Origin of the sequence: Candidatus Defluviilinea gracilis (genome assembly GCA_016716235.1) — a bacterium.
In the GTDB taxonomy this organism is placed as follows: domain Bacteria; phylum Chloroflexota; class Anaerolineae; order Anaerolineales; family Villigracilaceae; genus Defluviilinea; species Defluviilinea gracilis.
In genome coordinates this window covers 18,433-41,776 of the sequence record JADJWS010000002.1, presented here as the reverse complement: position 1 = coordinate 41,776, position 23,344 = coordinate 18,433, and the positions used below count along the sequence as shown (strand labels likewise).

18 protein-coding genes are annotated in these 23,344 nt (G+C 55.9%); 7 read left to right on the top strand and 11 right to left on the bottom strand.

Annotated elements, in window-relative coordinates:
- The first annotated feature begins 5 nt into the window (after positions 1–5).
- The 4 genes from IPM31_11045 to IPM31_11030 all read left to right on the top strand — a co-directional run bounded on the left by IPM31_11045 (position 6) and on the right by IPM31_11030 (position 4,345).
- Entirely contained in the window at positions 6–1,883 is a 1,878-nt protein-coding gene (locus IPM31_11045; protein ID MBK9007514.1) for a 2-oxoacid:acceptor oxidoreductase subunit alpha, read from the top strand.
- 14 nt (positions 1,884–1,897) lie between these two features.
- Positions 1,898–2,935, top strand: a complete 1,038-nt coding sequence (locus tag IPM31_11040; GenBank protein ID MBK9007513.1) for a 2-oxoacid:ferredoxin oxidoreductase subunit beta — start codon at positions 1,898–1,900, stop codon at positions 2,933–2,935.
- Positions 2,936–2,984: 49 nt separating this feature from the next.
- The gene (gene arfB / locus IPM31_11035; GenBank protein ID MBK9007512.1) at positions 2,985–3,401 is read left to right on the top strand and encodes an aminoacyl-tRNA hydrolase; all 417 of its coding nucleotides are present in this window, start codon (positions 2,985–2,987) and stop codon (positions 3,399–3,401) included.
- A gap of 68 nt (positions 3,402–3,469) precedes the next feature.
- A complete protein-coding gene (locus IPM31_11030; protein ID MBK9007511.1) occupies positions 3,470–4,345 on the top strand; it encodes a DMT family transporter in 876 nt (291 codons plus the stop codon).
- Positions 4,346–4,465: 120 nt separating this feature from the next.
- On the opposite strand, the gene pyk is transcribed toward IPM31_11030, so the two are convergent.
- From pyk to IPM31_10980, 10 genes are all read right to left on the bottom strand, one after another.
- Complete coding sequence (gene pyk, locus IPM31_11025) at positions 4,466–5,905, bottom strand: pyruvate kinase (protein ID MBK9007510.1); 1,440 nt, start codon at positions 5,903–5,905, stop codon at positions 4,466–4,468.
- Positions 5,906–6,015: 110 nt separating this feature from the next.
- Positions 6,016–7,326, bottom strand: a complete 1,311-nt coding sequence (locus IPM31_11020) for an acetyl-CoA hydrolase/transferase family protein (GenBank protein MBK9007509.1) — start codon at positions 7,324–7,326, stop codon at positions 6,016–6,018.
- Between the two features lies 1 nt (position 7,327).
- Positions 7,328–8,407: an alanine dehydrogenase gene (gene ald, locus IPM31_11015; protein MBK9007508.1), complete on the bottom strand. Its 1,080-nt coding sequence runs from the start codon at positions 8,405–8,407 to the stop codon at positions 7,328–7,330.
- Positions 8,404–10,146, bottom strand: coding sequence for a M20/M25/M40 family metallo-hydrolase (locus IPM31_11010; protein MBK9007507.1), 1,743 nt, complete (start codon positions 10,144–10,146; stop codon positions 8,404–8,406). The genes ald and IPM31_11010 overlap by 4 nt, the downstream gene beginning before the upstream one ends.
- A 167-nt stretch (positions 10,147–10,313) precedes the next feature.
- Positions 10,314–11,069: a hypothetical protein gene (locus tag IPM31_11005; GenBank protein ID MBK9007506.1), complete on the bottom strand. Its 756-nt coding sequence runs from the start codon at positions 11,067–11,069 to the stop codon at positions 10,314–10,316.
- Positions 11,070–11,136: 67 nt separating this feature from the next.
- A complete protein-coding gene (locus tag IPM31_11000; protein MBK9007505.1) occupies positions 11,137–11,898 on the bottom strand; it encodes a triose-phosphate isomerase in 762 nt (253 codons plus the stop codon).
- A gap of 9 nt (positions 11,899–11,907) precedes the next feature.
- Complete coding sequence (locus IPM31_10995) at positions 11,908–13,725, bottom strand: protein kinase (protein MBK9007504.1); 1,818 nt, start codon at positions 13,723–13,725, stop codon at positions 11,908–11,910.
- A gap of 225 nt (positions 13,726–13,950) precedes the next feature.
- Positions 13,951–15,123, bottom strand: a complete 1,173-nt coding sequence (locus IPM31_10990) for a phosphoglycerate kinase (GenBank protein MBK9007503.1) — start codon at positions 15,121–15,123, stop codon at positions 13,951–13,953.
- Positions 15,124–15,208: 85 nt separating this feature from the next.
- Positions 15,209–16,219 carry a type I glyceraldehyde-3-phosphate dehydrogenase gene (gene gap / locus IPM31_10985; protein MBK9007502.1) on the bottom strand — a complete coding sequence of 337 codons (1,011 nt, stop codon included), beginning with the start codon at positions 16,217–16,219 and terminating at the stop codon, positions 15,209–15,211.
- Between the two features lie 210 nt (positions 16,220–16,429).
- Positions 16,430–17,761: a YvcK family protein gene (locus tag IPM31_10980; GenBank protein MBK9007501.1), complete on the bottom strand. Its 1,332-nt coding sequence runs from the start codon at positions 17,759–17,761 to the stop codon at positions 16,430–16,432.
- Between the two features lie 361 nt (positions 17,762–18,122).
- Between IPM31_10980 and IPM31_10975 the strand changes: the two genes are divergently transcribed.
- From IPM31_10975 to IPM31_10965, 3 genes are all read left to right on the top strand, one after another.
- On the top strand, positions 18,123–19,073 hold the full coding sequence (locus IPM31_10975; protein ID MBK9007500.1) for an ROK family protein: 951 nt from the start codon (positions 18,123–18,125) through the stop codon (positions 19,071–19,073).
- 211 nt (positions 19,074–19,284) lie between these two features.
- Entirely contained in the window at positions 19,285–20,613 is a 1,329-nt protein-coding gene (locus IPM31_10970) for an acetyl ornithine aminotransferase family protein (protein MBK9007499.1), read from the top strand.
- Between the two features lie 537 nt (positions 20,614–21,150).
- The gene (locus IPM31_10965) at positions 21,151–22,311 is read left to right on the top strand and encodes a LysM peptidoglycan-binding domain-containing protein (protein ID MBK9007498.1); all 1,161 of its coding nucleotides are present in this window, start codon (positions 21,151–21,153) and stop codon (positions 22,309–22,311) included.
- A 116-nt stretch (positions 22,312–22,427) separates the two neighbouring features.
- Here the strand turns inward: IPM31_10965 and IPM31_10960 are convergent, their stop codons facing one another.
- Positions 22,428–23,336 (bottom strand): hypothetical protein, encoded by a 909-nt coding sequence (locus IPM31_10960; protein ID MBK9007497.1) that lies wholly within the window; start codon positions 23,334–23,336, stop codon positions 22,428–22,430.
- Positions 23,337–23,344: the final 8 nt, after the last annotated feature.

Sequence of the window (23,344 nt, the reverse complement as noted above, 5' to 3'; positions counted from 1 at the left end):
AACACATGAACAAAGTAGTCAACGATTTTTCCATTATTGTAGGCACAAAGAACGGCTCCGGCAGTTCGACCGCCAACAATACCATCCTGCGGGCAATTTTCAAGATGGGCATTCCAGTTTCAGGGAAGAATCTCTTCCCCTCGAACATTCAGGGACTGCCCACGTGGTACTCGATCCGCGCCAGCAAGGATGGCTATCTCGGCCGGCGCGATCAGCAGGATATCGTCATCGCCATCAACCCCGACTCGTTCACCCGCGACCTTGCGTCTGTTGCGCCGGGCGGGGCATTTTTCTACGCCGACGATATCAAACTCCCCATCACCCGCGCAGACGTTGCCATCTACCCGATGCCCATCAAGGAGTTGGTAAAGAAGGACCCGAACGTCCCGGCAGGTTATCGCGACCTGGTGGGGAACATGGTGTATGTGGGCGTGCTCGCGCACATGATCGGCATCGATATTGAAAAAATTCAAGCCGCGCTGACGTTCCATTTCAAAGGCAAGCAAAAACCCATCGACATGAACTTCCATGCCGTGCAAGCCGGCATGGAATGGGCAAAGGGGAACCTTGAAAAGAAAGACCCGTTTTCCCTTGAACCGATGAATAAAACCGACGGCATGATCATGGCTGACGGTAATACCGCCGCGGCAATCGGCTCTGTGTTTGGAGGCGCTCAGTTTGTGGCGTGGTACCCGATCACGCCAGCCTCCTCGCTGGCAGAGGCGATCAATGATTACATGCCCATGCTCAGAAAACGCGAGGATGGGAAACACACCTACGCTGTTGTGCAGGCGGAGGATGAACTAGCCGCCATCGGTATGACCGTTGGCGCAGGCTGGAGCGGTCTACGCTCGATGACCTCCACCTCCGGACCCGGCTTGAGTTTGATGACCGAGTTTGCCGGGCTTGCCTATTACGCCGAAGTGCCGGTCGTGATCTGGGATGTGCAACGTATCGGTCCATCTACCGGTTTACCCACGCGCACCTCGCAAGCCGACTTGTCGTTCACCATCGGCATGGGGCATGGCGACAGCGACAGCATTGTGCTCCTGCCTGGCGACGTGTTCGAATGTTTCGAGTTTGGCTGGCGGGCGTTTGATATTGCCGAAAGGATGCAAGCGCCGGTCTTTGTGCTGTCCGATCTCGATATGGGCATGAACCAGTGGATGAGCAAACCGTTTGAATACCCAAACACGCCAATGGATCGCGGCAAGGTACTTTGGGAGAAAGACCTCGAAGAGATCAAAGGCAATTGGGGTCGCTATCTCGACAAGGACAGCGACGGCATTCCCTACCGTACCTTACCGGGCAACAAACATCCGATGAGCGCGTATTTTACGCGCGGCACTGGTCATGATGAATACGCAAAATACACGGAAGATTCGAGCGTCTTCATCCGCAATATGGAGCGTTTGAAGAAAAAATACGAGACCGCAAAGACCTATTTGCCGAAACCTGTGCTCCACGGCGCAAAAGGCGCCAAGATTGGCATCCTTGCCTACGGGTCGACCGAGTCTGCCATCCTGGAGGCGCGAGACCAACTGGCGCGCGATCATGGCATGAAGATCGATATCCTCCGCGTGCGCGCCTATCCATTCACCGCTGAGGTGGATGAGTTTGTCCGGGAGCATGAGCAACTATACGTGGTGGAAATGAACCGTGACGGGCAGTTGCATCAATTGTTGAGCCTGGCGAATCCCGAAGCGGCAACGCGTCTCATTTCTGTCGCCTACGGTGACGGGTTGCCAGCCTCCGCAAAATGGATCCGCGAGGGCATTCTGGCAAAATCGACGGCTGGGAAGCCTGTCCAGAAATCCGTCGTAAAAAAATCAACGGCAAAGAAACCTTCCGTCAAGAAGAACGCTAGAAAAGGAGCGAAATAATGTCTGCATTACCTATGGCGGGCGTGCCCGCAAACGTGAACACGGTGGGTCTCACGAAGAACGATTATCGCGGCGCGCCGACGACGCTGTGCGCGGGGTGCGGTCACAACTCGATCTCGAACCAGATCATTGCCGCCATGTACGAGTTGAGTGTGTTACCGGAAAACGTGATCAAGTTCAGCGGCATCGGTTGTTCGAGCAAAAGCCCCACGTATTTCATGAACCGCTCGTTCGGGTTTAACAGCCTGCACGGACGTATGCCCTCGATCGCGACCGGCGCGCTCTTTGGCGATCATTCGCTCAAAGGCATCGGCGTTTCCGGCGATGGCGATACGGCAAGCATCGGTATGGGACAGTTCAAACATGTGATGCGCCGCAATTTGAACATGGTGTATATCGTCGAGAACAATGGCGTATATGGGCTGACTAAAGGTCAATTTTCCGCCACCGCCGAGCGCGGACTCGAACTCAAGAAGCAAGGCACCAACCCCTACATGCCTGTGGATATTTGTATGGAAGCATTGATCTCGAACGCCACGTTCGTTGCGCGTTCGTTTGCGGGCAACGCCAAGCAGGTGAAAGAGTTGATCAAAGCCGCCTTTGCCCACAAGGGTATCGCCGTGCTCGATATCATCAGCCCGTGCGTTACGTTCAACAACCAAGACAACGCGCATTATTCGTACGCCTGGGGCAAGGATCACGAAGAGCCGCTTCACGATATTACCTACATCGCGCCGCGCAACGAGATCGTGCTGGAACGCGAATTGGCGGAAGGCGAGGTCCGCGAAGTTGCCATGCACGACGGTTCGGTTATCATCCTCAAGAATCTCGAAAAGGGATACGATCCTACCAACCGCTTTGAAGCCTTGCGCGCGCTCGAAGAAGCGCAGCGTAATAACTGGCTGACAACGGGATTGATCTACGTTTCGACCGACAAGCCCGCGCTCGCTGAAACGCATACCCTCGTGGACACTCCACTCAACCGCCTCACCGACGCGGACCTGCGACCTGCTCGCGAAATGATCGACAAAGTCAACGCGTTGATGTTCTAAGTCATCCCTCACCCCTGCCCCTCTCCCATTGGGAAGAGGGGTTTGTCTTATGATTCAAATCGCGTCCTCCATCTACATCCGCGAAAACGAACTCGCCTTCGACTATATCCGCGCGTCGGGACCGGGCGGGCAGAACGTGAACAAAGTAGCGACGGCTGTGCAGTTGCGATTCGATGTCCGCGCTTCGTCGTTGCCGGATGAGGTCAAGTCGCGTTTGATTCATCTTGCGGGAAAGCGAGTCACGGATGATGGAATTTTGCTCATCGAAGCCAAGCAATTCCGCGCGCAGGAGCAAAACCGCGAGGACGCGATTCGACGACTGATCGCGTTGGTGAGAAAGGCTCTGATAAAACCCAAGCCCCGCAAAAAGACCAAGCCAACAAAGGCGGCGAAGGAAAAGAGATTGGAGTCGAAGAAACGAAGAGGGGAAGTCAAGAAGAACAGGCAGAGCAAGTCTTTTGAGTAAAATGTTCATGCGGCAGTTGAACTGCCGCATGAACATTTGCTATCCAACCCAGTTATAATCCCCACTTCATGGACAAAAAGTTTATCGCCCTCCTCTGCGGACTAGGCGCCGCATCTATTTGGGGCGGGATGTATGTGGTCAGCAAAGTGGTGCTGGAGGTCATCCCGCCGTTCGCGTTGCTGACGATCCGCCTCGCGCTGGGGTGCCTCTCGCTCGGCGCGGTAATTTGGTTTCGCAAATCACAAAGCACGTTCACGCAGAAAGAATTTTGGCAAAGTTTTCTCGTCGGCGTTATGGGTTATGGAATTTCGCTCGGCTTCCAATTCACAGGGACCAAACTTTCCACCGCCTCGAACGGATCGTTGATCACCTCCGCCACGCCTGCGTTCGTTTTGTTGTTCGCGTTCTTCCTGCTTCAGGAAAAGATAACCGGCAGGCAAGTTTTTGCGCTGGCAGTCTCAACGTTCGGCGTGCTGGCGGTCATTGATCCGCGCACAGCCGAACTATCTCCCTCATTATTTACAGGAAATGTGTTGTTGTTCTGTGCAGGGCTCACGTGGGCGTTATATTCCACGCTTGTGCGCAAGGTTGCCAGAGACAGCGACCTGCTCATCTCCAGCGCGGTCATGTTGTTGGGAGGGATCCCATCTTCCACAGTTCTCGGATTCTACGAAGTCAACTCGCAAGGAATTGGAACGATCACAGCGGGCGTCATCGGCGGGATTCTTTACCTCGGCATCATTTCCACTGCCGTTGCCATGTTCATGTGGAATTACGCGTTCAAAGAGTTGCCCGCTTCGCTCGCATCGCTGACCTTCTTTGCCCAGCCCGTTGTCGGCACTTTACTCGGCTGGTTTTTCCTCGGTGAAAAAATCACGCCGCTGTTTTTATTCGGCGGCGTGTTGATCGGGATCGGGATTTGGATTTCGACGAGGGAAAACTAAAACCACTTTACCACAAAGGCTTGCACTGAGCCTGTCGAAGTGACACTAAGGTCACGAAGAGACAAACCCTTAAGACTCAAACCCTTTGTGAACTTTGTGTCCTTCGTGTTTAAAATGTATTCAATTCTCCCCCACCGTATGCAACAATGCCATATTCGGCGGGCGCACATCGCCGACCGGGTATCCGCATATCAACACAACCTGGTCACCGGCTTGCACCACATCCGAACGCATCAATGCCGCGTCTAAAAGATCGAGCATTTCCTCCAGCGAATTAGCAAACGCAATCAATTGCGGACGCACACCCCACAGGAAAGCCAGCCGTTGATACGTTACTTCATCGGGGGTAAACGCCATCACCGGCACGCGCGGACGGATCTTCGACATCAACCATGCGGTTCGTCCCTGCGTGGTGAAACACGCCACCGCCGTCACGTTTTTATCGTTCGCCAACGCCTGCGCGGCGCGCGCCATCGAAGCCGCGTCGGAATGCTCAAAGCCGTTCACACTGGGTTCCAGCCCCCACTCCACAAAATGAGACTCGGCTTCGCGGACGATGCGGTCCATCATCTGAACCGATTCGACCGGATATTTTCCAGACGCCGACTCGGCGGAGAGCATCACCGCGTCGGTCCCGTCAAAGACCGCGTTCGCCACATCCGACGCCTCTGCCCGCGTGGGAAGCGGATTCGAGATCATCGATTCCAGCATTTGCGTGGCGGTGATCACAAGTTTGGCGCGCGCGTTCGCCGCGCGGATGATGTGTTTCTGCAACGCCGGCACGCGCTCCGGCGGAAGTTCCACGCCGAGATCGCCGCGCGCCACCATCACGCCATCCACGATCTCTAAAATCGCGTCGAGGTTATCGAGCGCTTCGGGTTTTTCCAATTTGGCGATGAGCATCGGCATACGCTTGCCGTTGGAGAATCGCTCCATCGCATAGCGGACTTTTTTCACATCCTCCGCGCTGCGCACAAACGAGATCGCAACCGCGTCTACATTTTGCGAAATGCCAAAAGCAAGATCAGCCTCGTCTTTTTCGGTGAAACCCGCAATACGCAGGCGAACACCGGGGAGATTGATGCCTTTATGAGAAGACAGGGGTCCGCCAATCACCACATCTGCCGCCAACGCGTTACGACCGATCACCGACACAACCTCCAACGTCAGGCGCCCATCGTCGAGGAGAAGCCGGTCTGCGGGCCGCACCGAATCGAAGAGCTGTCGAAAATCCACAGGGATTTTTTTGCCGCTATCTTCCGGGGGCGTAGACTCAGTCGCATAGAGGTAAACCCGCTCCCCGTCCGAAAGTTGAAGCGGGGTTGTCAGGTCGCCGACGCGGATCTTCGGACCCTGCAAATCCTGCAAGATACCCACAGGCGCGCCCAGTTTTTTCGAGACCTTGCGGATCAATTCAATCCGCGCCAAGTGCTGTTCGTGCGTGCCATGCGAAAAATTCATACGCGCCACATTCATACCCGCTTGAATGAGTTGTTCGAGTATTTCTTCGCTTTGGCTGGCAGGTCCCACCGTCGCCACAATTTTTACATTACGCGTCATATCATCCTCAATACAATAAACTCACCGCAGGCAAGAACACCACGCCCTGCAGTGAGTTGCTGTCGATTTATGGCAGAGCGAGCCGCGCGATACCATCCGCTCTGACGCACTTAAAGATAATGCAATTCGTTCGCCTGCTTTTCCAACTCGGCGCGGAAATCGGGATGCGCGATGCCGATCAACTGCCCCGCGCGCTGGCGGATGGATTTGCCGTACAGGTCAGCCACGCCGTACTCGGTCACCACGAATCGGACGTGATTGCGGCTGGTCACCACACCCGCGCCTTGTTTCAACATCCCGGCGATGCGGCTCACCAGTGTACCATCTTTCAGCATGGTCGTGCTCGGCAGGGCAATGACCGGCACCCCGCCCTTCGAGCGCGACGCGCCGTAGATAAAATCCAATTGACCGCCCACGCCGCTGTATAACTTGGGTCCGATGCTGTCGGCGCAGACTTGACCGGTGAGGTCAACTTCAATGGCAGAGTTGATCGCCACCATGCGCTCGTTCTGCGCGATGACGAACGGGTCGTTGATGTATTCCGTGCGATGCAGTTCGATGAGCGGGTTATCGTCCACCCAATCGTACAATTTTTTCGTGCCGAGGATGAAGCCCGCGATGATCTTGCCCGGATGCAGGGATTTGCGCGCGCCGGTCAACACGCCTTCGTTGACCAGATCGATCACGCCGTCCGAAAATAACTCGCTGTGCACGCCGAGGTCTTTTTTGTCGCGCAGGTATTTCAACACCGCGTCGGGGATCGCGCCGATCCCCATTTGCATCGTCGCGCCGTCGGGGATGAGTTCGGCGATGAAGCCCGCGATCTTCTGCACAATGGCGGGGTCGCCCTCGTCTCCCATCGGCACTTCCGGAATGGGATAATCCACCGGCACAATATGCGTCAGGCGGCTGACGTGGATGAACGCGTCGCCCAGCGTGCGCGGCATTTGCTGGTTCACCTCGGCAATGATGATCTTCGCCGTTTCCGCGGCAGATTTCGTCAGCCCGACTTCGACGCCCAAACTGCAAAAGCCATGCTCGTCGGGAGGCGAAACGTGGATGAGCGCCGCATCCAGCGGGAGAATGCCGCGCTTGAAGAGCAGAGGAAATTCCGAAAGAAGAACCGGGGTGAAATCCGCCTTGCCGCTTTGCACGGCTTTCCGCACGTTCGCGCTGATGAACATCGTGTTGACGCGCAAATGTCCCTCGAGTTCGGGCTTGACGTACTCGGCAGGACCGATCGTCAGCGCCTGGCAAATTTCCACCTCCGAAAGATTTGGGGCGTAGTCTGCCAACGCGCCAAGAAGTTTTTGCGGCACCGACACGTTGCCGGTCAAAAAAATGCGGCTGTTGGATTTGACCGCTTGCACCGCTTCCCGCGCCGATATGACGCGCGATTCGTAGATCTTTGTCCAATCCATGTTATCGCTCCTCGAGCAGGGTGAGATGAACAAGCCCGCCCTGATGCGTGTTGACGCCTCGTTCGAGCGCGGGGTCGTTCGCAATCGCGGGGGCTATCCCATCGTCGGTCATCCGAATCAAATAAGGCATGGCGGCATTGACGAACGCGTGCGTCGCCGTGCGCGCCACAACACCGGGCATATTCGGCACGCAATAATGGATTACGCCTTCGTCGACAAACGTCGGCTGGTCGTGCGTGGTCGGGCGCGAGGTTTCAAAACACCCGCCCTGATCGATGCTCACGTCAATGACCACCGAGCGGGGCTTCATCGCGCTCACCATGTCGCGCGTGACCAGGATCGGCGTTCGCGCGCCTGTGATCAGCGCCGCGCCGACGACTACATCCGCATACGTGGTGGCGCGTTCGATATTTCGCTTCGTAGACATCATCGTGACGATGCCGGGAAACCGATCGAGAAGTTTTTGCAATCCGTCGAGATCGTCGCTCATCACGGTCACGTGCGCGCCCAGCCCAAGGAACGCCTGCGCCGCATGCGTGGCAACCACGCCCGAACCCAGGATCAACACTTCGGCGGGCGGAACACTCGGCGCGCCGCCGAGCAAAATTCCCTTGCCGCCCCAATTATTTTGCAACAACCTCGCCGCCACTTGCGCCGTCATGCTCCCCGCGATCTGGCTGAACGGTCGCAAGAGCGGCAGTGATCCATCTGCCAATTGGATCTGCTCGTACGCGATGGACGTGACTTTCTTTTCGAGCAACGCCTCCACCTTGTCGCGCCGCGCCGAGGCAAGATGCAACAAGCCCGCGATCGCCGCGCCGGGCTTCAGCCAATCCAGCTCGTTTCGCAATGGACGAGCCACCTTCAAAACCAGGTCGGCGCGGGCGAAGATTTCCTCGCCGGAGTAGACGATGCGCGCGCCGGCCGATTCGTACTCCCGGTCCTTGAACCCCGCTCCCACACCCGCATCTCTCTCGACGCACACCTGATGCCCGTGTTGGGCGAGAATCTCAGCCCCGGCGGGATTCAACCCCACCCGGTATTCAAACGGGCGCGTCTCTTTGGGTATACCAACGATCATGTCGTCGCCTCCTTCAATACGCTGTGTATTGTCTCGAAAATAATCTGTGGAACCGTCTCGAACGAATACGGCATGTGGACTCTCTCGTACAACCCATGCGCGTCGCTCCCAAACGGACCGATATTGACGACCGCGCAATTCAACGCGCGGATCTCCTCCAACTTTTTTTCATCGAGCGCAGATGCCAACTCGCCTGAAGAATTCTTCAACCCAAACAACGGCATATTCTTCGAGAGCGATTCGATTTGCACACTCGATTCCAACTGGACATAACTCAAATCAGAAATATACGGATAAAAACCACGCTTCTGAATCGGCGCCTCAACCTGCTGCGCCAGCGCGGCATTCATCGCGCGTGTGACCTGATTCTCCCGCGGCGCAATGGACGGATAATACGGCGGCGAGAAAAACGCAACGACGGCGGGTCCGCCGAGTTTGGCAACCTTCGCCAACTCGGCGACGATCATGCGGCTCAATTCGCGTCGGTCTGTTGTCAGAGCGGCGTATTTTTCAATGCGTTTTTTCAGCCATTCTGCAAAATCCCCGCCCGCATTCTCCTCGTTCCAGCAAGCTTGCGCCTGCTCGCACAGCGAAGCGTAATCGAACACAACCGAGTGCCACTTGAGCGGAGAACGCGTTTGCCCGCCGCGCCGAGAAAACTCTTTGAACGATTCCTCCTGCCTGAAACGAACCGCCTCCAGCGCGGCGCGAGCGGCTTCCCTCATTTTGGTCATGGCGTGATCGGGCGCGAGAGTCAAGGTGAGCCAGTTGAAATACACAAACGCTTCGCCAGCCGTTTCCACATTGTACGAAGACTTGAGGTCGCGCATCCGCAACGTCACCGGCGGAGGGGCAACTTCGGCGACCTCCTCCCCTCCCAGCAAGCCCTGCCACGAGTCGACCCATTCGAGGCTGAGGTTGATACGGCTGACCAGTTCCGCCGCAATATGCGACGCGTCTACCCCGCGATAGACCTCGCCAACGTGAGTCCGCGCGCCGAGGATGTAAAACGATGGCAGCAACTTCCCCACCGTGCCGGAGTAGACAAAACGCGCGTCCTGATTCGAATCGCGCGGGGCGGTGTAATCGGTGTTGATCACGCCGAGGTAGTTCAAGTTTTCCTTGTCGCGGAGTTTGAGCAATTCGGGAACCGCCGAAAGGATGCCGGTTGATTCGGTCTCTTCATCGGGGCAGGAGAGGAAGAGCAGGTTGCCCGCGAGTTCGTCGATCAATCTTTTCCCATTCTCCCGCGTGCGCGCAAACTCGCGCATGATCGCAATGTTGACCGCGACGCCCGATTTCATATCCACCGAGCCGCGACCGAACATCCACTCGCCGCTGTGCAATGCGGTCAACGCGGATTGCTCCGCAGAGGTCAGCGACTCTTTTTGTTCGAGAGTCGCTTGCATGATCTTTGCCAATTCATCGGGCTGGAAAGCAAGATTTGAATCGCCAAAGCGGGCAAAGTCTTCCACGCCAACCGTGTCGAAGTGACTCATCAACACGATCGTCGCGCCCATGTTGTTCGGGTCCTCGCTCTTCAACAAACACGCGATATTTTTCCGCCCGTCGTTTGTATCCCAGAAAGTCGGCGAGAGAGAATCAACCGAGAGCATCTCGCGGATTCTCTCCGCGCAACGATTCTCCGCCTCCGCATCCGGGCTGACGCTGGGAATCGCAACCAGCGTTGCGGTCATTTCGCGGACGGTGTCGAACCAGCGGGAGGAATATTTCATCATCGATTGAATTGTACCGAAGTTTCGCCTTGTTCCAAGTTATGAATGTCCCCTAAAGATATAACTTTTATCAAAATAGGGCTTACGCAGTTGAACCTGTTGCGCCGTAGTTGCAGCGGCGGCGGCAATACAACTGCCCGCCCACTGCGTAAGCCCTGAAAATAAAACGACTAGCGCACATCCGTGCCGGTGAAGCGCGCCAACAACTTGTGGAGGAGCATAACGGGAAGCGCCAAAATTCCATGGACCGCCGCGCTCAACCCGAAGATCACCGCCACCGAACTGAGAAAATCGCTGACTGCAGGGGCAACGTTGGTCAACATCCACGGACCCGCGCCGACGAGCAGGGCAACCACGAATAAAATGCTCACCGATATGACCAGTTCCAACCATGCATGACGGTCCGATTGCGAGGGCATCATCATACTGCTGACCACAAAAGCCAGATACGCCCAGAGGTAAAAGTTGTTGACCGTTGGCAGGGCGTTGATCCCCATCCAAAACATGCTCATCTGCCCGTTACGCAATGTGTCCCACAGCACCCGCATATCAAGCGCGTACACTGCCACATAGGCGGTGAACAGCGTTCCCACGATCAGAGGCGCCGCGCCGATGAGCGAATCGCGCGCAATGTCTGAACGGGCGATTTCGACATACCCCATTTGCAGTCGCCCATTCGGCAAGGGGCGCGGAAGAACCGAAAAACGCCCGGTCGGCACGCGCAGGACTTTCGCCATCAGATAGTGACTCGATTCGTGCAGGAACACGCCGGGCAAAAAGATCAACTGGAACAACCCGATCGTGAAGCGCGCGCTGCGGGTGGCGATCAGAAAGACCGCTTGCAATTCGCGATGCAAAAGCCGCTGTAGAAAGATCAGCGGCGCGAGCATCAAGACAAACCAGAAAAAACCCGCAAGTTGATTCATCCATTTCCCCGGTCGCAACCACAGACAACGGACGATAGACTACAGTTCATCGTCTACGGTCGATTGCCTATCGCGCGGAAGCCGCTTTGGTAATCGCCACGAACTCATCGGGCTTGAGGCTTGCGCCACCCACGAGCGCGCCGTCGATTTCGGGCTGGGAGAAAAATTCAGGCGCGTTGGACCCGGTGACCGACCCGCCATACAACACCCGCATCGATTGCGCGGCATTCTCGTTGAACACTTCGCTCAATGCGCGACGTATGACCTGCCTCACCACCCCGTTGGCATTCTCGCCGCTCGAGGCTTTGCCGGTGCCGATCGCCCACACCGGCTCATACGCGACAACGATGCGCGATGCGGATGCGGAATCCACACTGGCAAACCCAAGCTTGATCTGGCGCGAAACAACCTCCCCCGTCCGACCAGATTCGTATTCGTCCAGCGTCTCGCCCACGCACACGATGGGAATCAAGCCCGCCTTCATCGCGGCATGTAATTTCTTGTTCACCTGCTCATCGGTTTCACCGAAATACGCGCGTCGCTCCGAGTGACCGATGATGATGTACGCGCAAAATTCCTTAACCATGTTCGGCGAGAGTTCGCCGGTGAACGCGCCCTTCTCCTCCCAATGCATGTTCTGCGCGCCAAGACCGATATCCGAGCCGGTCAACATCGGCGCGATCGCGGGCAACGAGGTGGATGGCGGGCACAACACTTTTTCGACGCCCGCGATCGCGCGCAACGGATTCAGCATCGCCGCAACGAGTTCGCGCGCCTCGGCAGAGTTCTTGTTCATCTTCCAATTACCGGCAACCAATGGTTTTCTCATGATGCTCCCTCAGGGAAGTTTTTTGATGATTTCCTCGGCAAATGCCCGCACCCAATCCGGCGCGCTCAAGTCTGCCAGCAAACCGTTTGCGATCAACCGCGCTTTTTCATTTTCACCGGTCACCGAGTTCATCTCCGCTTCCAGCAAAAACGCCTCGGGCATATTCGGCGACAACCGCTTCACCTGATTCAAGAACGTAGCGGCATCGTCGATGTGACCGGAATAGAAGGCGTTACGCGCCTGCGCGACTAATGCGATCGGCTGATCCACCTGCGCCACCTTGTCAAACGGCAGAACAGACGGGGCTTCGGCGCGCTCTGCGCCTCTGTAATAAGATTGGTGGAAACCATCCAATATATTATTCGGCACATTGCCGCCCAACCCGTATGTTTTTCTTGCCTGAAAATATAACGCCGCCGCCGGTAACCAGCCTTCAATGGCAACAAACTTATCCCCGGCTTGAATGTAAAACGCCTCATTATTCGCGCCGGCAAGCTTGATCAATTCCGCCAGGGTATCATACGATGCGCCCGGCATTTCAGCCGACCATAACGCCACCGCAAGATCAAGCCGCGCTTGCAGATCATTGGGGTTATCTTTTACGCGTTGTTGCGCAACCAGCGCCTCAGGCGGAAGATTCAACGGTTGGTTTGGGGTGATCGATCGAAGGGGAGTTTGAACCGGCGGCGCGGCTTGTTTCGTCACAGTGGCGGGCGCGGTAAACGTTGGGGTGGCAGTGGCGCGTCGATTCAAGAATGTTGTAAACAGGCGATTCTGACGCGCGACAAACAAAGACCCCAAACAAATTGCGACGACTGCGATGACTCCCACCCAGACAAACGGCGAACGCTTCTTTTCCGCCAGTGCAACGGGTTCAGCCGCCCCAGCCTTTGCCGCCATCTTCGTCGGCTCGGCAGTGGGCTTCATCCGCGTTTTATCGGCAGGCGACGGCTCTACGGGTTTGGCGATCGTGATCAACGTGCCCTGCATAGGCACGCCCGCCTCATTCCATGCGGACTTAAAAGCCGCAACCAGTCCATCAACTGTTTCATAACGGTCGGCGCGTTCTTTGGCAAGCGCCTTCAACAACACACGTTGCACAGGCTCCGGCACTTTCGGGTTAATCGATTGTGGAAGCGGCAGGGGCGTGTAAATGTGATCGTGGATAATGGAAAACGGCGTGTCCGCGCTGAACGGCACCTGCCCCACCACCATCTCATACAACATCACGGCGAACGAATAAATATCCGTGCCGTTGTCGAGCTCTTTCTTGCCCATCGCCTGCTCGGGCGAGATGTATTGCGGCGTGCCCATGATCATGTCGGAGGAAAGCGTTGATTCGCCGGACTGGGCAATACGCGCCAAGCCGAAGTCCGCGAGATAGATCACACCGTCGTTCGCCACCAACACATTCGACGGCTTGATGTCGCGGTGGAGGATTCCCTGCTTGTGCGCATACGCCAGCGCGGAACCGATCGAGTCGACGACTTTTTCGATCTCCTGCGCGGTCAGCGGAGCTTTATTCAACCGCGCTTTGAGCGTATCCCCCTCGATGTATTTCATAATGAGATACGGACGTTTTTCATGTTCGGCATAATCGTACACCGGCACAATGTTCGGATGTTCGAGTTTTGCAACGACACGCGCCTCGCGTTGAAACCGCGCCGAAAACGTGGCGTCTTCACCGAACGCCGCATGCAAGGCTTTGACCGCGACATAGCGATCCAATGAGGCGTGATAGGCTTTGTAGACGGTTGCCATGCCGCCCTGCCCCAACTGTTCGATGATCTTGTATGGTCCGACGTTATCGCCGACGTTGAAAGACATTCATTGCTCCATGCAATCTTATTTAGCCACAGAGATCACAGAGAACCCTGAGAAAAACTCAATATCTCTGCGCGCTCTGTGGCAAAGCATTCTTGGTCAAGAATTCAACTCGCCAAATTATAGCCGAGGCTTGTTAAACCGGGTTTATCGCTTTGTAAATTGTTGGGAAGTTGAAATTAAAGAAATAGACCTGACTGGTTTTTAAAACCTGTCAGGTCTGATTGATTACTTATCCATCAACGCCGCGACGCCGGGTAACTCTTTCCCCTCTAAAAATTCCAGCGACGCGCCGCCGCCAGTGGAGACGTGTGTCATCTGTTTGGCGACGCCCGCCTTTTTGACCGCGCTCGCCGAATCGCCGCCGCCGATCACCGTGACCGCGTTGGATTCTGCCAACATGCGCGCAAGGGCAAACGTCCCTTCGGCAAACTTCGGCATCTCGAAGACGCCGACGGGTCCATTCCAGACGATCAACTTGGCTCCGCTCAACGCGGCTTGATACACACCGACAGTTTTCGGTCCCACATCCAACATGCGCCAGCCAGCAGGGATTTTCCCCACGTCCACGACTTGCGTGTTCGCGTCTTCGGCAAATTTATCCGCGATGACCGCGTCCACAGGCAGGATCAATTTGTCGGCAGACTTTGCCATGATTCCCTTGGCGGTTTCAAGCGATGCTTCTTCGACGAGGCTGTCTTGCATGTTGAGTCCCTGCGCGGCGAGAAATGTATTTGCCATGCCGCCGCCGATGATGAGTTTGTCGCATTGGGAGAGCAGGGTTTCGACGACGAGAATCTTGTCACTGATCTTCGCGCCGCCGAGAATCGCAATGTAGGGATGTTCAGGATTCGCTACCGCCCGACCGAGGTATTCGAGTTCCTGTTCCATGAGAAAGCCAGAAACAGCAGGGAGAAATCTCGCCACGCCTTCGGTGGAAGCATGCGCGCGATGCGCCGAGCCGAACGCGTCGTTCACGTAGACTTCGCCGAGCGAGGCGAGTCGTTTGGCAAAATCGAGATCGTTCTTCTCTTCTTCCGGGTGGAAGCGCGTGTTTTCGAGCATCAGCACTTCGCCGGGCTTCAAGTCTTTTGCCATTGTTTCCACTTCGGGTCCCACGCAATCGGGCGCCATTTGAACGGGACGCGCCAGAAGCGTGGATAAAACTTCCGCGGCCGCGCGCAGGCTGAACTGGGAATCCGAAGCGGATTTGGGTCGCCCCAAATGACTCATCAGAATCAACGACGCGTTTTGATCCAGCACGTATTGAATCGTCGGCAACGCGGCGCGGATGCGTTTGTCGTCGGTCACTTTGCCGTCTGCCATCGGCACGTTGAAGTCCACGCGCATGAGCACGCGCTTGTTTTTGAGATCAATATCTTTGACTGTTTTCTTGTTCATGGCAATAGTCTCCTAGTCTTCTTGTCATTAGTCCCCTAGTCAAGACCAGCAGACTAGGAGACTAGCAGACTAGCAGGCTAACAGACTAAAGGCTTTTCGCCATCATCGCGGCGAGATCGGCGGTGCGGCAGGCGTAGCCCCATTCGTTGTCGTACCATGCCACCACTTTGACCATGTTGCCGAGGACGATCGTGTCCATCGAACTGAACACGGACGAATACGTTGTGCCGCGCAGATCGGTGGAAACGAGCGGCTCGTCGGTCACATCGAGAACGCCTTCCATGGGACCGCGCGCATATTCGACCATCGCCGCGCGGATTTCGTCGGCGGTCGCTTCTTTGTTGAGGGTGGCGGTGAAATCCACAACCGAAACGGTCGGCGTGGGAACGCGGAACGCCATGCCGGTAAACTTGCCTTTGAGTTCGGGGATGACAAGCCCCACTGCTTTTGCCGCGCCCGTTGCGGATGGAACGATGTTCTGCGCCGCGGCGCGCGCATCGCGCACGTCTTTCGCGCCGAGGTCTTGCAGTTTCTGCGAGTTGGTATACGCGTGAATAGTGGTGAGAAAACCTTTGTCGATCCCGAATTTATCGTTGAGCACTTTGGCCACGGGAGCGAGTCCGTTCGTGGTGCAGGAAGCGTTGGAAACAATGTTATGTTTCTTCGGGTCGTATTTGTCGTCGTTGACGCCGAGAACAACGGTGATATCTTCGTTCTTTGCAGGCGCGGAGATGATGACCTTCTTCGCGCCGCCCGATTCGATGTGCGCTTTGGCTTTGGTCGCGTCGGTGAAAAATCCCGTCGACTCGATCACAATATCCACGCCCATATCTTTCCATTTGATATTCGCGGGGTCTTTCTCAGCTGTGACCTTGACCGTCTTGCCGTCAATGACAAGATCGCCATCTTTGACTTCAACGGTCCCTTCGAATGGGCCATACGTTGAATCGTATTTCAATAAATGCGCGTTGGTCGCGGAGTCGAACAAATCGTTCACCGCAACTACTTCGATCTCGCCCGGGTGCCGTTGTTTGATGGTGCGGAACACGAGCCGCCCAATGCGCCCAAATCCGTTAATGCCGATTTTTACTGTCATTTCAATCCTCCGAAAATGATATTTGATATCTTAGAACTTACGCAGGCGAACCTGTTGCGCCGCAGTCGCACTGCGGCGGCAGTACAACTGCCCGCCAACGCATAAGTCCTGTATCTGTTTCGATGAGATTTTATCACAGAGAAATTTCGATCAAGACGAACAATGCGCGGGATGTGACAGTTTGAAGTGAAACGAGGATGAAAGTAACCGTCAGCCCAATGGGCTCGAGTATTCTTCCAACACATCGTTCAGCGCGGTAGCCAGTTTGGATGAGTCGTGCCGCCAGGGTTGCGTTTCGTGGATCAAGTCGGTGCAAAAGGCGCGCGCGTCGGCGAGGATTTTTTCATCTGCTTTCACCCATTGCGAGCCTTCGTTGAGCGCGCCCTCGTAATTACTGTTGCACAATACCACATCGAACAGGTTATCGCCCACATGTTCCTCCAACGCGCGGACATGATCGTAGCATGAGAACAAATCCGTTTCGCCGCTTTGCGTGGCAAGGTTGCATACATACACTTTGACGGCGCGGCTGGCGCGAATGGCTCCCAGCAGGTCTTGCACGAGCAGGTTGGGCAGAATGCTGGTGTACAAACTGCCGGGTCCGATCACGATCATATCTGCGCCGAGGATGGCTTTCAACACAGGCGGGTACGCCGGCGCGTCGTTCGGTTCCAGCCAGATGCGGCTGACGCGCCCCGCCATCTGTGGGATGCGACTCTCCCCCTCCACCCGAACTTGATTCATCGTGTGAGGCAATTGCATATCCGCAACCAGTTTCACGTCATGCAGTGTCGATGGAAGCACGCGCCCACTCACCGAAAGCACCCTGCCCGATTCCTCAACCGCGCCTTCGAAACTGCCGGTGATGTCTGCCAGCGCGGTGATAAATAAATTCCCAAACGAATGACCGCTCAGATCGCCCGCGCCGCTGAAGCGATATTGGAACAACTGCGTGAGCATCTGCTCGTCGTTGGAAAGGGCGGCGAGACAGTTGCGGATATCGCCCGGAGGCAGAATCCCAAAATCTGCGCGGAGGCGACCCGACGAACCGCCGTCGTCTGCAACTGTGACCACCGCCGTTAAATTCCGCGTCCACGTTTTCAAACCTCTAAGCAGGGATGCCAGCCCGTGCCCGCCGCCGACGGCAACGATACGTGGTCCGCGTTCGCGGCGGCGAAAGTCGGTCAAATCGTTCAGCAAAATGCGACCAGACCGAAGGTAAGGGCGAAGAAGCGAGCGGTTGAGTCGCACGATGCCGTATCCCACCAGCCAAAGGCCGATCCCGCCGAACACCAAAATACGAAGAATACGCGGCAAGAATCGAAGCGAGGCATATGAAAGGATCGCCAGGAGGGTCTCGTTGGTTGAATCGGTGCGATAGAGATCAAGCAGGAGCATGGCCAGCCCCACCCCCAGCAGTGTGATACCCGCCATGATAAAAAGGAACCAACGTTTGATTCCCAGCCCCGGCGCAAACCAACGGGCGATCTCTCGAAACTCTTCGAGCAAGCGAGTAACCTGGGAGTTCTTTTTGTTTGGCATGAAACGAGTCTAGCAGGGATGGAAAACAGAGTCAACTCTGCCAATTTTTCATTAACCGGGCTCTACCGTTTTTAACGGGAAACCTTTTTTCAAACACAAAGGACACGACGGTCACAAAGGAAAACCCAAGGAATCTAGGCTCTTGCCTTTGTGTCGCTTCGACGAACTCAGCGCAAGACTTTGTGCCCTTCGTGGTGAAGCTCTTTCCCGTTAATTACGGGAGACCCATTAACCGCAAAGCGCGCGAAGAATGCCAAGAAAATCTTTTTAATCTTCGCGCTCTTAGCGTTCTTCGCGGTAAGCGATTGCCCAAGTCATGCGGAAACTTTAGGCTGGTAGATGCTCGGTTATAATGACCCCCATGTCACTCACGATAGCCGTAGACCTCGGCGGGACGCACATCCGCACCGCATCATACAACTCTGAAAGCATCACACCCATTGCTCGTTATCGCGCGCGCACGAACGCGCATGAGCCCGGCGTGTTCGATCGCCTCGTGCAAGCGATCGAAAATGTGTGGGACCCCAACGTCACTTCGATGGGCGTTGCGTCCCCCGGTCCGCTTGATCCGTATACAGGAACCATCCTCGCCACTCCGAACATTCCCGAGTGGCGAAATTTTCCGCTGGCGCAAAAACTCTCCGCGCGTTTCGGCGTGCCGGTGCACCTCGACAACGACGCGAACATGGCGGGTTTCGGCGAATGGACGTTCGGCGCGGGCAAGGGTCATCACAACCTCGTTTATCTCACCATCAGCACGGGCGTCGGCGGCGGCGTGATCTGCAACGACGCGCTCTTGCAAGGCTTTCACGGACTCGCAACCGAACTCGGTCACATGATCATCGACCCGGACGGTCCGCCGTGCGGATGCGGCAAAAACGGACATGTGGAATCATTTTCATCGGGGACTGCCATCGCGCGACATACGATGGAACAAATTCAAGCAGGAGTAAGTTCCTCGCTTCCTTCGCAGGGACAGCTGACCGCCAAACAGATAGCGGAGGCGGCGCTTGCAGGCGACTCGCTCGCTGTTTCAGCCTTTGCGCGCGCGGGACATTATCTCGGCATTGCAGTTGCGAATTATCTCGCCATCTTCGATCCGTCCATTGTAATTTTTGGCGGAGGCGTTTCACAGGTGGGCGATCTGTTGTTCAAGCCGTTTGAAAAAAGTTTGCGCGAGCATACGTTTCATCCGCATTATTTGGATGACTTAGTCATTGCCAAAGCCGCGCTCGGCGATGATGTGGGTTTGCTGGGCGCGCTCGCATGGGCGCGCTTCAAACGAAGCAATGAAATGGCAAGGGTGGCATGAAGAGTCGGATCTGCGTGACAGCCCCTTTGTGGCTGATCACAAAATGGTGGACCGCGGACCGGGATGGGGAAACATTGTCCATGGGCGACTCAGGCTGACCTGAGTCTGACGCGTTGTTTTCTATCCGCCTATCATAGTCCCGCAGGTTTTCTCGTAAAACGTAATCCATCCAAATAAACCTGCGGGACGTTCATCCACTAAGGAGTTCGTAATGAAAAAATTGAATCTGCCTGGTCCGAAAGCCAAGGCAATGCTGGAGAGAGACCAGAAGGTCGTCTCATCGTCGTACCCGCGCGCGTATCCGCTGGTGATGGATCACGGCAAAGGCGTGGAAGTATGGGACGCCGACGGCAACCGCTTCATTGATATGATGGCGGGCATTGCGGTGTTATCCACGGGACATTCACACCCGAAAGTTGTCAAAGCGGTGAAGGACGCCGCCGAAAATTTTCTGCACATCTCGTCCGACTTTTATCACGAGGGTTGGGTGCGCCTAAGCGAAAAACTGGACGAGATCGCGCCGTTTGAAGAACATGCAAAAACATTTCTCACCAATTCGGGGACCGAAGCAGTGGAGACCGCGATCAAACTGGCAAAGTATCACACCAAGCGGCACAACTTCATCGGTTTCTTCGGCGCGTTCCACGGACGCACGATGGGGTCGGTATCGTTCACCGCCAGCAAGCCGCATTATCATCGCGGGTTTTATCCGCTCATGCCTGGCGTGACGCATGTGCCATTTCCCGATGAATATCGACCGATCCTGCACCGCAAGATGGGCGAGGATTACGGCGAAACTTGCGTGCGCTTCATCGAAGAGGAGATCATCGCGCACAATGTGCCCGGCGATGAGATCGCCGGCGTTCTCGTGGAGCCGATCCAGGGCGAGGGCGGTTACGTCGTCCCACCGGATGGATTTTTCCCCGCGTTGCGGAAGTTGTGCGATAAATATGGAATCCTGCTCATCGTGGACGAGGTGCAAAGCGGCATGGGGCGCACGGGTAAATGGTGGGCAATCGAACACTGGGATGTGGAACCGGACATCGTTGTCTCCGCAAAGGGAATCGCTTCGGGTCTGCCGCTGGGCGCGTGTATTGCGCGCGAATCAGTAATGACGTGGCCCAAAGGGACTCACGGCAACACGTATGGCGGGAACCCCATCGCTTGCGCCGCGTCGCTTGCAACCATTGATCTGCTCGAAGAAAAATACCTCGCCAACGCGGCGGAGGTGGGCGACTACATGAAAGACGCGCTGGAAGAAATTCAGGCTCGGCACACGTCCATTGGCGATGTGCGCGGCAAGGGGCTAATGATCGGCGTGGAGTTCGTGAAAGACAAGAATACGAAAGAACCCAACGAGGAAATCCGCAACATGATCGAGCATACCGCCTTCGAACATGGCTTGCTCACGCTCGGGTGCGGCAGGTCCACCATGCGCTTTGCGCCGCCGTTGTGCATCACCAAGAAGGAGGCAGATGAGGGACTTACCATCTTCGAGGAAGCCGTAACGATGGCGGAGAAAGAACAGGGGTTAAGGTAAATATTCGTTGGCGCGGCAGTCACGACTGCCGCGCCAACGAATGCGTTCAGCGCGATCTGTCAAGCAAATCGAACAGCCGCAGTTTCATTAACTGATGTTATGCAGTTGAAGCCAGCCTGATCCCCATAACGCGATACTCATGTCGCTCTTGCTCAAGAATAACCTGAAAGGCGAGATGTATCTCGGATTACAGGAGTCATTAACTCACCTTACACAATAGAGATCGCACACTAAGACATGGGGACACAGAGACCTTGTATTGAGCCTGCCGAAATAAAGCCATAGGACATCTGCGGTTGAACCTGTTGCGCCGTAGTTGCACTGCGGCGGCAGTGCAACTGCCCGCCAATTGCGTAAGTCCTGAGCCGGTGAAAAACTCCGCGACTCGGTGTCTCCGCGGCTCAATCAGGTATGGCAGGAGCGCTCGTTTAAGTTCTTAACTTGCAAAATGTCGCATTGACGATAGTCAAAGCAACTTTAACTGCGGATAACGGTTCAAAATCTCGAAAAACGTTAGATGGTATAATTCCCGCCCGTATGCTTCAAGAACCTTCACCCCAAAAATCACAAGTCTGCCCCACCTGCGGAACGCGCTTAAGTGAAAACGCCACGCGTTGTCTCGTGTGCGGGACAGAACTCACCGCCAAAGCCGCAACCAAAGCCAAGAAAGCCGAAACGGTTGTTCAAGCCAGCCGCATGCCTGAGATCACGCTCAGCCTGCCCGCCGCGCTTGCCGCGATTGTCATTGTGCTGGCGATCGGCGCTGTCGCAATCTATGCCCTGTTGCAATCCGGCGCGACCGGCGCATCGCTTGTGACTCCGACAGCCGAAGGCACAACGACCGCCACCGCAACCATCACGCCCACAGTGACGGAACTCCCAACGGGAACGCCCATCCCGACTGAAACACCCCTGCCGCCATTCGACTACACCGTGCGTCAGGGTGAAACCTGCGGCGTCATTGCGGCAACGTTCAAGGTTTCAGTGCAAAGTATTATTATCACCAACCAACTATCATCGGAATGTTTGATTTCGGTTGGGCAACCCTTGAAAATTCCCTACCCAACGGCAACGCCCGCGCCGCCGCCTACCAATATTCCAAACGAAGCAACGCAAACCTTCCAAGCCTGCGAAACGGCTCTCTACACCGTGCAGGCAAACGACACCCTTTCAACGATCTCCCTCAACTACAACGTCCCACAGGATGCGATCAAATTTTACAACGGACTGGCATCGGACAATGTATTACTTGGGACAACCCTGGTGATCCCCTTATGCGCCCGATTCGCCACACCGGGACCCACTCCTACTGCGACGCTTCCGCCTCCTTATCCCGCCCCGAGCCTGCTCCTCCCCGCCAACGGCGCGGCGTTCACCCTTGCCAACGATGTGGTCACCTTGCAGTGGGCGTCTGTGGGAACATTGCGCGATAACGAACGATATCAGGTCATCATCGAAGATGTGACCACAGGCGAATTGCGCATCACCGAATATGTGACGGATACGAAATTCATCGTTCCCACATCCTTCCGCCCGAACGATAATCTTGCACACTTGATCCAATGGTGGGTAACAACCGTCCGCCAGAACGGCGTGGACGAGCAAGGTCAGCCCGTGTGGGTTTCGGCTGGTGCGGTTAGCGAGAAACGCGGGTTTACGTGGGTTGGCGTGGCGGTGCAGGGAACGCCGAATCCGTAAATGTAAACACGAACATAAAAACGACTTCCTCGCGGAAGTCGTTTTATTTTCAGGAGTTTAGCAATTAGCGAGCAGTTGCACTGCGGCGCAACAGGTTCAATTGCGTAAGTCCTATCTTATTCGTTGATCTGAAACGCGACCTCGCCCGCGTCAGTCCATGCTTGCGCGGTTTCGGCAATCGTCGCCCAGCGGACGAACGGATACGCGTTCATGCGCTCGACAAAAGCCAAAATCACATTGACATCATCGGTAGCAGACGTTGAGATGCGCAACGTCTCAGGCTCGACCATGATGGTGTACCCGATCACGGGATACGGATGCTGTCCTTGCGCAATTTGCGCGGCGAGAGCTTCAGCGTCTGCCAACTGGTGGCTTCCTCCGCCGAGCTTGATCAATTTCCCACTCGGGTCATGGACTTCAAATTGCGAACTGCTCGTGGGGCGATATAAACTTACAGAGAGATCATCGCATCCCTCTTTATGTCCCGGGCAAACCACCCCGCCCCAAATCACGGATGGCGACCACGAATTTCCTTGGTACGCGTAACTCGACTGCAAGCCGTCGAAGTCTTGAATCAAGAATCCACTGACGACGCCCGTTGGCGTGACGCCCCACGAAGAGAGAATGGACGCGATCTTCCCCAAGTCGTTCGGGCTGTGCGCGTGATTGTCCCATTGCGCGCCCATTGCCGCGGAACGTTGCACGATCTCCTGCGCATTGTCCGCGGACTCGAGCCAGCCAATGTCGCCGCCGATGGACCAGCGGATGCCCGCATCGGTTGTTTGTTGGAGGAAGTTGAGGAAGGATTCGGTGTCTGCGGGCCATGAGTCAAACTTCGATTCGATGTGCAAGGTGGCGGAGAGGTAGAGGGTTGTGCCAGATGCCTCAGGCGCGGGGGAAAGCGTGGGCTGAGATTCGGTTGGGGAAACTGAATCAGGCGGAGGCTGGGTCTGAGGCGCTGATGGGGCTGTCACACACGCCGTCAAAAGAAGAAATCCGATTACGAGGGTGAAAAGTCTTTTCATGGGAAATC